The sequence below is a fragment of the Embleya sp. NPDC059213 genome (assembly GCF_042754445.1).
Classification (GTDB): domain Bacteria; phylum Actinomycetota; class Actinomycetes; order Streptomycetales; family Streptomycetaceae; genus Embleya.
Map to the genome: position 1 here is coordinate 37,883 of NZ_JBHZAV010000072.1, position 10,459 is coordinate 48,341.

At 72.5% G+C, this 10,459-nt stretch carries 9 protein-coding genes and 1 pseudogene; 3 read left to right on the forward strand and 7 right to left on the reverse strand.

Annotated features, from left to right (window positions below; translation table 11 throughout):
* Position 1: 1 nt before the first annotated feature.
* The 7 genes from ACFXMF_RS25490 to ACFXMF_RS25520 all read right to left on the reverse strand — a co-directional run bounded on the left by ACFXMF_RS25490 (position 2) and on the right by ACFXMF_RS25520 (position 7,456).
* Positions 2-1,126: an ABC transporter permease gene (locus ACFXMF_RS25490; RefSeq protein ID WP_380020792.1), complete on the reverse strand. Its 1,125-nt coding sequence runs from the start codon at positions 1,124-1,126 to the stop codon at positions 2-4.
* Positions 1,123-2,820 carry an ABC transporter ATP-binding protein gene (locus tag ACFXMF_RS25495; protein WP_360319789.1) on the reverse strand — a complete coding sequence of 566 codons (1,698 nt, stop codon included), beginning with the start codon at positions 2,818-2,820 and terminating at the stop codon, positions 1,123-1,125. The genes ACFXMF_RS25490 and ACFXMF_RS25495 overlap by 4 nt, the downstream gene beginning before the upstream one ends.
* Positions 2,795-3,874, reverse strand: coding sequence for a BMP family ABC transporter substrate-binding protein (locus ACFXMF_RS25500; RefSeq protein ID WP_360319791.1), 1,080 nt, complete (start codon positions 3,872-3,874; stop codon positions 2,795-2,797). Before ACFXMF_RS25500 ends, ACFXMF_RS25495 begins: the two co-directional genes overlap by 26 nt.
* 294 nt (positions 3,875-4,168) lie before the next feature.
* Complete coding sequence (locus ACFXMF_RS25505; protein WP_360319793.1) at positions 4,169-4,534, reverse strand: cupin domain-containing protein; 366 nt, start codon at positions 4,532-4,534, stop codon at positions 4,169-4,171.
* 87 nt (positions 4,535-4,621) lie between these two features.
* Positions 4,622-5,353, reverse strand: coding sequence for an FCD domain-containing protein (locus tag ACFXMF_RS25510; protein WP_360319795.1), 732 nt, complete (start codon positions 5,351-5,353; stop codon positions 4,622-4,624).
* Positions 5,353-5,838 carry a VOC family protein gene (locus ACFXMF_RS25515; protein ID WP_360319797.1) on the reverse strand — a complete coding sequence of 162 codons (486 nt, stop codon included), beginning with the start codon at positions 5,836-5,838 and terminating at the stop codon, positions 5,353-5,355. The genes ACFXMF_RS25510 and ACFXMF_RS25515 overlap by 1 nt, the downstream gene beginning before the upstream one ends.
* A gap of 103 nt (positions 5,839-5,941) precedes the next feature.
* On the reverse strand, positions 5,942-7,456 hold the full coding sequence (locus ACFXMF_RS25520) for an aldehyde dehydrogenase family protein (RefSeq protein ID WP_379992003.1): 1,515 nt from the start codon (positions 7,454-7,456) through the stop codon (positions 5,942-5,944).
* 235 nt (positions 7,457-7,691) lie between these two features.
* Here ACFXMF_RS25520 and ACFXMF_RS25525 point away from each other — a divergent pair, with 235 nt between their 5' ends.
* The 3 genes and pseudogenes from ACFXMF_RS25525 to ACFXMF_RS25535 form a co-directional block, all read left to right on the forward strand.
* A complete protein-coding gene (locus ACFXMF_RS25525; protein ID WP_379992004.1) occupies positions 7,692-9,089 on the forward strand; it encodes an amidohydrolase family protein in 1,398 nt (465 codons plus the stop codon).
* A gap of 72 nt (positions 9,090-9,161) precedes the next feature.
* Positions 9,162-10,181, forward strand: coding sequence for a zinc-binding dehydrogenase (locus ACFXMF_RS25530; RefSeq protein ID WP_379992005.1), 1,020 nt, complete (start codon positions 9,162-9,164; stop codon positions 10,179-10,181).
* A pseudogene (locus ACFXMF_RS25535) lies at positions 10,178-10,459 on the forward strand (hypothetical protein); the annotation flags it as partial. The gene ACFXMF_RS25530 and the pseudogene ACFXMF_RS25535, both read left to right, overlap by 4 nt.

Below are 10,459 nucleotides of genomic sequence, written 5' to 3' on the forward strand. Positions count from 1 at the left end.
CTCAGGCGCCTGCGGTGCGCCGGCGGCGCACCTCGGCGTAGGCGGCGGGAAAGACCGTGGCCAGCACCAGGAGCGCGGTGACCACGGCGACGATGTAGCGCGGCACGCCGGTCGCGGACAGGAATCCGCCGCCCGCGCGCAGCGCCCCGAAGAACAGCGCGACGGGCACGGCCAGCATCGGCTTGTCCCGGGCCACCAGTGCCACCAACAGGCCGTCGAAGCCGACGTTGTCGGCGAAGCCGTCCTGCATGCGGTGGCCGCTGCCGGTGAGCATCACGCCGCCCGCGAGGCCGGCGAACGCGCCGGAGGCGAGCAGCGCGCCGCCGCCGATCAGCACCGCGCCGACGCCCGCCCGGTGTGCGGCCTTGGGGTTGAGGCCGAGCATCCGTATCCGGAAGCCGAGTCGGCTGCGGACCAGTACCACCGAGGTGCCCGCGGCGAGCGCGAGCGCGATGAAGATGCCCGCGCCGATGTTGAAGTCGGGGTATTCGCCGATCCGGGGCAGCCAGACCGACTCGGCCAGCATGTCCGTCTGCGACGTGGTGACCTGGCCGGCCACCGCCTTCTCGCGCAGCAGCGACGGCGAGTTGACCGCGTACGAGACGGCCTGGTTGGCGACGAAGATCAGCAGCAGGGTGCTGATCACCACCGCGACACCGCGCCAGTAGAAGAGCACGGCCGCGATCGCCGCCCACAGGGCGCCGCCGACGGCGGCGCCGAGCAGGGCCAGGATCAGCACCAGCGGGCCGGGGCCCGGGGTGAACAGGGCGATCGCGGCGCCCACGCTCGCGCCGACCAGGACTTGGCCCTCCTGGCCGATGTTGAAGATGCCGGCGCGGGCGGCGATCACCGAACCGATCGCGACCAGGAGCAGCGGTGCGGCCTGGTCGATGCTCTGCCCGATGGCCGCGCCGTCGGCCAGGCTGCCGTCGTACATCGCGCGGGCCGCGTCCCAGGGGGACAGGCCGACCAGCGCGATCAGCAGACCGGCCAGGACCAGTGCGGTGGACAACGAGGCCGCGTACAGCAACGGGGTGCCCAGGTCGGCGACCCGGGGTCGGCGGCGCGGGTCGGCCGGCGGCACGGCGAGGGCCGGGGCGGGTTCGGATATCAGGGTCGGGGTCATGCCGCCTGACCTCCCATCAGCAGGCCCAGTCGTTCGGTGTCGACGTCGGCGCGGTCCATCTCGCCGACGACGGCGCCGCGGTGGATCACCGCGACACGGTGCGAGAGGGTGAGGATCTCGCCCAGTTCGGTGGACAGGAGCAGCACCGCGATGCCGGATCGGGCCGCGGCGTGCAATCGCTCGGTCATGTACTCGATCGCACCGATGTCCAGCCCCCGGGTGGGCTGCGCGGCGACCAATACCTGCGGTTGGGCCGCCAGTTCGCGGGCCAACACCACCTTTTGCTGGTTGCCGCCGGACAGTTGCCGCATCGGGGTGTCCGGCGAGGGTGTGGCGATCTCGAATTCCTCGATCAACTGCCGTGCCCGGGCCGCCATCCGGCGCCGGCTGAGCAGTCCTCGGCTGGTCACCGAGGACAGGTCCGCGAGGAGCAGGTTCTCCGCGACGCTCATGTCCAGGACGCACCCGGACACGTGTCGGTCCTCGGGCACGATGCCGACCCCGGCGGCGTGCATCGCGCCGGGTCGTCCGGTGGCCACCGGCACGCCGCACACCTCGACCCGGCCGGTGCCGAGCGGGAGCAGGCTGGAGAGCAGATCGCCCAGCGCCGCCTGACCGTTGCCCTCGACGCCGGCCAGGCCCAGGATCTCGCCGGCGCGCACCTCCAGGGTCAGGCCGCGCAGCAGCGGGCGCCGGTCGAGGGTGCTCGCGTGCGCGTCGCTGATCCGCAGCCGGACCTCGCCGGCCGGCGGCCTGGGGTCCGGTGCGGGTGCGGCGGCCGGTTCGCGTACGTCCAGCAGCGCGGTGCCGCCGGTCGGCTCGCCGGTGCCGGGTTCGATCAGCGCGTCCAGTGCGCCGACCGCGGACGCGGCGGTCCACTTGGACAGTTCGCGGCCGACCATCTCCCGGGCCAGCGAGCGCACATCGGTGTCGGCGGTGGCCCGGCGGGCCACCACGCGCCCCTGGCGCATGATGGTGACCCGGTCGGTGGCGTGCACGATCTCGTCCAGCTTGTGGCTGATCAGGATCACCGCCCTGCCCTCGTCGGCGACCACCCGGCGCAGCACGGTGAACAGTTCGCGCGACTCCTCCAGGGTGAGCACCGAGGTGGGCTCGTCGAGGATGAGCACGCCGGGGTCCCGACGCAGGCACTTGACGATCTCCACGCGTTGGCGCTGGCCGGTGGACAGGTCCTCGACGCACGCGTCGGGGTCCACCTCCAGGCCGTAGCGCGCGCCGACCTCGCGGACCAGGGTCCGGGCCCGGTCCCGGTCCACCCGGCCCCGGTCGCCGAGCACCACGTTCTCCCACACGCTGAGCCGGTCCACCAGGCTGAAGTGCTGGTGCACCATCGAGATTCCGTGTGCGGCGGCGGCCGACGGATCGGTGATCACGGCCGGTTCGCCGTGCAGCAGGATCCGCCCGGTGTCCGGCACGACCAGGCCGAGCAGGATCTTCATCAGGGTGCTCTTGCCCGCGCCGTTCTCGCCGAGCAGGCCGTGGATCTCGCCGGCCTGTACCCGCAGCGAGACGTCCTCGCAGGCCCGGACCGCGCCGAACCGCTTGCCGATGCCGAGCAGTTGCACGACGGGGACGGGGAGTACCGAGGGTGCGGGCGGGTGTTCGTCGCCCGTTCGAGGTCGCGCGGCGGGTGGGGTCACGGCGGTGTCACTTGCCTGCGGCGACGGCCTCATCGACCTTCACCTTCCCGCTGCCGATGTCCTGGATCAGTGCCTTGAGTTGCTGCTCCTGGTCGCCGGTGGGCTTGCAGAGCTTGACCGTGGGCACCGGGTCCTTGCCCAGGTGCCATTCGCGGGCCACGCCCATCCGCAGGGTGCCCTTCTTGAAGTCCTCCAGGGCGCCGGCGAAGTAGGCGCCGGGGCTGAAGATCACCGACACCGCGTACTGCGCGCCGGGCGTCGAGCAGCGGTCGGTGCCGGGGGTGAGCGCCGGGACGCCCTTCTCGTTGGCGAGTTGGGTGACCACGTCGGTGGCGCCGCCGAGGTAGGGGTAGATCACCTTGACGCCCTGGCTGATCTGCGCCTGGGCGGCCTCCTTGGCCTTGCCGGAGTCGTTGAAGTCACCGGTGTAGGTCTGCACCATCTCGGCGTCCGGGACGACCTTCTTGATGCCGGCCTCGAACGCCTTGGCCACGTCCCGGGCGAACTGGAGGTCGGGGCCGGTGATGTAGCCGGCCTTCTTGCCGCCGTTCTCCTTGAGGATCAGGCCGGCCGCGTAACCGGCCACGTACAGCGACTCGTTGATGTAGTCGAGGGACTGGGTGAACTCGGGGGTCTGGGTCACGCCCTGGCCGCCGCTGATGTACCAGGCGATACCCTTGCACTGCGGTTCCTTGGCCGCGCTGAGCGCGTCCTTGAGCTCGCTGGCGCCGATCGCGATCATGTCGACCTTCTGCCGACACAGGTTGCGGGCCTGCTGGACGGCGTTGGCCGGGTTGATCTTGTCGACCACGACGAGCTTCCAGCCGTTGGCGTCGGCATAGCCGTTCGCCTCGTCGACGAAGCTTTGGTAGTAGCCCTTGTCCTTGGTGTCGCCGGGGCTCATCACCCCGATGACGACCTTGTTGTCCTTGTTGACGTCGGGCTCGTTGGCGGGGAGGGTGCCGGCGCCGGGCGCACCGGCCGAGGCGGGCGCCGCGGCGGGGCTCGACGAGGAGGAGGAGCCACCGCCACAGGCGGTGACCAGCAGTCCCGGTATGATGACCGAGGCCGCGATGACTCGAACCATGTTCTTCATCGGAAGGTCTCCAGACGAATCAGGGCGCGTTGGTTCGACACGGACCGACGGGTGCGCGGCACCCCGGACGGGCACGGTGGGCGTGCCGGGTTCGGGGGTGAAGTGTCGCGGCCGGGGTGGGAGTCGGTCCGGCGGTGGGACCCGTTCCGGTGGCGCGGGAATGTCCGGCCCGGAAGCGGGTGGGGGTCGGTGCGCGACGCCTGCGGCGCGCGCGACCGTCCGACAGTGGTGCGGAGTTGCCCGGGTGCGACCCCCGGGTGAGGCGGGTCGCGGGTGGTGCGTGGGTCAGCCGTTGCGGTATTCGTCGCGCGGCGGGGTGAAGATGTCCAGGATCCAGGTCTCGCCGTGCTCGGGGTCGCCGATGAACAGGCTGTCCCCGTGGTCGCAGCCCTTGGGCGCCCAGTAGACGTCACCCGGGCCGAGCACCCGGCGTTCGTCCGAGTCGATGCGAAAGTCCAGCTTGCCCTTGAGCACCATGCCGTACTGCTCGTGCTCGGGATGGTCGTCGTAGGGAGTGGGGCCGCAACCCTCGCGGATCCGCCACAGGGTCAACATCATCTCGTCGCCGGTGTAGACGCGGCGCCGAAATCCCGGCTTGACCTCGACGAACTCGCTGTCGTCGAAGGTCCATACGCGTTGTATGTCGCTCATGTCACGGCCGTCCTCTCCGGTTGATGCGCGCAGTGCGGGCGGGTCGGCCCCGGGCCGACCACGCCGGGGTGTGGCCGGGGACACGCCCTAGAACATCCGGGCGGTCATCTGCCGCTCCACTTCGCCGAGATGGTCGGCGGCGGCGTGCGCGGCGGCGTCGGGGATGCCCGCCGCGACCGCCTCGGCGATGCCGCGATGCGAGCGGCAGGATTCGGCGATCACCTGGCGGACCGCCTCGGCGTTGCCCTCGGCGTCGAGCAGCGAGGCGAAGTCGCCGGACGCGAATACCGCGTCGAGCACCTTCGCGTACAACTCGCGCAGTGTGGTGTTGCCACACGCGCGGGCCAGTGCCGCGTGGAAGCGGCGGTCCTGGCGGCGAAACGCCTCCAGGGTCATCTGTGGGTCGAAGCCGGCCGCGAGTTCGCTGATCTCGGCCCGCTCGTCGGGTGCGGCCCGCAGGGCGGCCAGGCGGGCGATGGCCACCTCGGTGACCTGGCGCACCTCGAACAGTTCCGAGACGCGCAGTTTGCGGCCGTCGTCCGCGTCGAAGGACACCCCGGGCAGTCGCTCGGCGACGTAGAACCGGTTGCCGCGCTTGACCAGGCAGCCGAGCGAGACCAGTCCCTGGATCGCCTCGCGCACCGAGGTGCGGGCCACCCCGAACTGTTCGCACAGGGTGCGTTCCGGGGGAAGTTGGGCGCCCGGGCGCAGTTCGCCCTCACGCACGCTCGTCAGGAGCGCGTCGCGGACCTCTTCGGAGATCGTGCGTCGCGCGACCTTGGCGAACCGGATCCGGTCCCCCGGTGCCCGCAAGGGCACTACGCGTCCGCCAGGGACGCGAACCGCTCGCGTTCCGCGTCCAGGTCCAGCGGCCGGATGATCGCCTCGTGTTCCTCGTCGCCCCAATGGGCGGGCGGGACCAGCCACATCACCTCGAATTCGAGGCCGTCGGGGTCCTTGGCGTACAGGCTCTTGTTCGCGCCGTGGTCGCTCGCGCCGATCAACGCGCCCGCCGCCACCAGGCGTTCGCGGGCCTCGGCCAGGGCGTCGAGGGTGGGCACCTCCCACGCGACGTGGTACATGCCCACGGTGCGCCGGCCGGCCTGCGAGTCGCCCGCCTCGGCACCGATCGTGAAGAACGCGATGTCGTGGTGGTTCGCGGAGGCCGGCGCCCGCATGAAGACGTAGCTGCCGGGCGGGCCGTCGATGACGGTGATGAAGTCCAGCACCTCGTTGTAGAACCGGGCGGTCCGGTGTGCGTCGCGCACGTACAGCACCGCGTGGTTCATCCCGGTAACGGCCACGATCGGGCCTCCTCAGGGTGTGGGTCAGGCTGTTGGTCTGACAATCAGAAGGTATGAAGCTCGGTCAGGTGTGGTCATTGGTCCCGCAGCACAACCCCACGCTTCACCCGCTGTGCACCTGGACGTTCACGGCCTTGGTCCGGGTGTACGCGTCCACGCCGGTCCGGGCGAACCCACTGGCCCGACGCGGCTCGCCGCGCCCACCGTTCATGTCCGGCGCGAAATGGCAGTTCACGTTGACCTCGCCACAGTCCAGCCCGTCCGAGAAGCGGAACGCCCGCTCGATGTCGCGGGTGAACACGGTGCCGTTGAGCCCGTACTGGGTCCCGTTCGCCAACGCCAGCGCCTCGGCCTCGTCCCGGAAGGGCATCGCGGCCAGCACCGGCCCGAACACCTCCTGCTGTTCCACCTCACAACCGCGACGCACCCGGCCCAGCACGGTCGGCGCGACATAGGTCGGCAGTAGGCCGTCCGGAAGGCCCGGCTTGCCCACCTCGGTGGCGTCGCCCGCGTCCAGTGCCCGGCGCACGAAGCCGCGGACCCGGTCCGCGTGCCGTTCGTTGATCAAGGGTCCGATGAAGGTGTCCGGGTGCAGCGCGTCGCCCACCGGCAGGCCGGCCGCCGCCGCCGCGACCGCCTCCACCACCTGGTCGTACACCGACTCCTCGACCAGCAGTCGACTGCCCGCGACGCACACCTCGCCCATGTTCACGAACGCGGCCATCATCGCCCAGCCCACCGCCTGGTCCAGGTCGGCGTCCGCGAACACCACGACCGGGGATTTGCCGCCCAGTTCCAGATGTACGGGGGTCAGGTTGCGCGCGGCGGCGGCCAGCACGCGTCGGCCGGTCTCGGTGCCGCCGGTCAGGCTGATCAGATCGATGCGCCGGTCGGTGATCAGTCGCTCGCCGACCGTGGAGCCGGGGCCCAGCACGATGTTCAACACGCCCGCCGGCAACCCGGCGGCGGTCAGGATCCGGCCCAGCTCGACCAGCGTCAGCACCGCGTCCACCGGCGGCTTGGCCACGATCGAGCAGCCGGCCGCGAGCGCCGAGGCGATCCGCTGGCTGCCCGTCATCAGCGGCCCGTTCCACGGCAACAACTCGGCCACCACACCGGCCGGTTCGCCCAGCCGCAGGGTCAGCAGGTCCGGACCGCCCCCGGGCAGCAGCTCCGGCGGGAAGGACGAGCGGCGCACGTCGCCGTGCGTGGTGCGGCAGATCGCGGCGGTGTAGGAGAAGGCGTTGGCCGCCTCGTACACGTCGTTCGTCAGGGCCCCGGAGATCGCCTTCCCGGTGTCCAGCGCCTCCAGCGCGGCCAGCCGGCCGGCGTCCGCCCGAATCGCCGCGGCGGCGGCTTCCAGCACCTCGGCCTTGCGCGGGCCGGGCATGCGCCGCCACACCCTGCTGTCGAAGCTGGTGCGCGCGGCGGAGATCGCGGCCTCGACCTCGGCGTCGCTCGCCGCCAGCCAGGAGGCGGGCCGCCCGCCGGTCGAGGGGTCGAACACCGGGCGCGGCTCGCCGTCGAAGGACTCGCGCCCGTCGATCAACTGCGGGTACGGGTCCGGACGCAGCCACTCGGCGCGGATGCGCGGCTCGCTGCTGGTGGTGTCGGACATGCGGCAACTCCCTGGACGCGGCGGACGGACCTTCGAGCCGTACGCCGTGCCGGACGCCGCAACCTGGAAGCCTCGCCCGACACGGCACCGGTTCAGGTTTGCCCTCGTCGCCCTGTGCTCGCATTGTGTCCCCGGCATGTACTGGGCCCACTTGATTGTGCTCCCGGCCACGATGCCGGCGGACGGCGCCGGGCCTAGTGTCCCCAGACATGGCGAGTTCGCAGGTGAGAGCAACGTGAGCGGCACCGGGCCGACGCGGCCCGACCTGTTGGTCGTGGGCGGTGACGTGGTCACCATGAACGCGCGCCGCGAGGTGCTGCTGGGCGGCACGGTCGCGGTGGCGGGCGAGCGCATCGTGGCCGTCGGCGCCACCGGCGAGCTGCGCGAACGCTGGCCGGGCACGCCGGAGTGGGACGCGAGCGACTGCGTGGTCACCCCGGGCATGGTCAACGCGCACCTGCACCAGACCGGCGATCCACTGGCCCGCGCCCGGATCCCGGACGACCTGCCGCCGGGCGCCTCGGTCGACACCTGGGCGGTGCCGCTGCACGCGGCGCACCGACCGGACGACGACGAACTCTCCGCGCTGCTCGCCGGCGTGGAGAGCGTACGCAACGGCGTCACCACCATCATCGAGGCCGGCACCGTGGCCCATCCGCACCGGGTGGCCGCCGCGATGACCGAGGTCGGCGTGCGCGGCGGGATCGGCACGTGGGGCTGGGACGTGCCCGGCGCGCCGTTCGCCGCACCGGCCGCCGAGGTGGTGGACCGGCTCGCCGAACTGGTCGCCGCCTACCCGGCCGGCGGGCCGGTCGAGGGCTGGGTCACCCTGGTCGGGCACGGCCTGGCCTCCGACGAACTGCTGCGCGGCGCAGCCGACTTGGCCCGGAGCACCGGGGCCCGGATGACGATGCACCTGTCGCCGTCGGGCGCCGACCCCGACGACTACCTGCGTCGCACCGGGCGTCGACCCGTGTTGCACCTGGCCGACCTGGGGGTGCTCGGCCCGCACCTGCTGCTCGCGCACGCGGTGTGGCTCGACGACGCCGAGGTCGAGGCGTTGTTGGCGGACCGTACCGCGGTCGCCTACTGTCCGTGGGCATATCTGCGGCTGGGCCAGGGCGTCACACACGCCGGGCGGCACGCCGAGTTGTTGCGCCGCGGCGGCCGGCTCGCGCTGGGCACCGACGCGGGCAACGCCGCCGACTCGGCCGACCTGCTGCGCACCGCGGCGCTCGCGGTGGGCCTGGCCAAGGACATGACGGTCGACCCCACCGGCCCCGGCGCAGCCGAGGCATTGGAATTGGCCACCATCGGCGGCGCCGAGGCGGTCGGCATGGCCGATCGCATCGGCTCGTTGGAACCCGGCAAGTACGCCGACCTGGTGGTACACGACGCCACCGGCCCGCAGTGGACCCCGCGCGGCGACATCGCCCAGCAGTTGGTGTGGTCCTCGGACGGCCGCTCGGTGCGCGACGTGCTGATCGGCGGACGGGTCGTGGTCCGCGACCACACCTGCACGACCGTCGACGAGCGGGCCCTGCGCACCTTCGCCGGCCGCGCGTCGACGGCCCTGCTCGCCCGGGCCGGCGTACCGCTGCGCTCGCGCTGGCCGACGCTGCCCGCGCACTGATCCGTGCCCGGCCCGCCGCGCCGGCCACCGCGTACCCGCATTCCACAGATTTCGCCAACCGAGGAGTCCCACATGCGAGTTGCCGTAGTCACCGCCCCCGAACAGGTCGATCTGCGCGAGGAGCCGGTCCCCGAGGTCGGGCCCGAGGACGTGCTGATCCGGGTCGGCCTCGCGGGCCTGTGCACCATGGAGCGCCGGCTCTACCTGGGCACCAAGCCGATCTACCCGGTGGCCCCCGGGCACGAGGTCGCCGGCGAGGTGGTCGCGGTCGGCAGCGCGGTCGCCGGGCTGCCCGGGGTCGCGGCCGTCGGCGACACGGTCACCGTCGACCTGCTCACCCGCTGTGGCACCTGCACCTCGTGTCGGCGCGGGAGCAGCGCGCTGTGCAAGCGACCGCAGGGCGGCGCGCTGGCCGACGGCACCATCTCGATGGGCGCCGGGTTCGCCGAGTTCGTCAGGGTCAAGGCGTTGCAGGCGTTCCGCACCGGCGACGCGCCGATCGCGCACGCCGCGATGGGCGAGCCGTTGGCGTGCGTCGCGCACTCGGCCCGACTCGGCGGGCTGCGGGCCGGCGACCGGGTCGCGGTGATCGGCGCCGGTTACATGGGCCGACTGCATCTGGCCCTGGCCCGGTTCAAGGGCGCCGCGTCGGTCGGCCTGATCGACATCAGCGACGAACGGCTCGCCGAGGCCCGCGCGGCCGGCGCCGACTGGACGAGCACCCCCCAGGAGGCCGCCGACACCGGCGGGAAACAGGACGTCGTCTTCGTCACCGCCGGTGCCCCCGGCGCCCTGGAGAGCGCCCTGGCCCTGTGTGACGACGGCGGCACCGTGGTGCTGTTCGGCGCCTTCCCCAAGGACGTCCTGGCCGGGGTCGGTCCGGACCTGGTGCACCATCACGAACTGAGCATCGTGGGTGTGTACAGCCAGGAACCGCAGGACTGGACCGAGGCCGCCGCGATCATCGCCTCCGGGCGCCTGGCCGCCGAACTGGACGCGCTGGTCACCGCGACCTACTCGCTCGCCGAGGTCGACGACGCCTTCCGGCTGGCCGCGAAGTCGCCGGTCTATCGCGTCCTCGTGGGCGGTTGAGCGTGCCCGGCTCGCCCGCGGTCGTCGTCGGCGTCGACGTCGGGAGCAACTCGGTACGCGCGCTCGCGCTCGATCCGGACGGCGCCGTCCTGGGCGCGGCCACCGCCGGCTATCCCGGCGCGGCGACCTGGGAGCCCGGCCGCGCCGATCCGTACGCCTGGTTCGCCGCCACCGCGCAGGCGCTCGCCGAACTGCGCGCGCTGGTGCCCGGTGCGGCCCGTCCCGCCGCACTGTGCCTGGGCGGGCAGAGCCCGACCACGGTGCCCGACGCGGTGCCC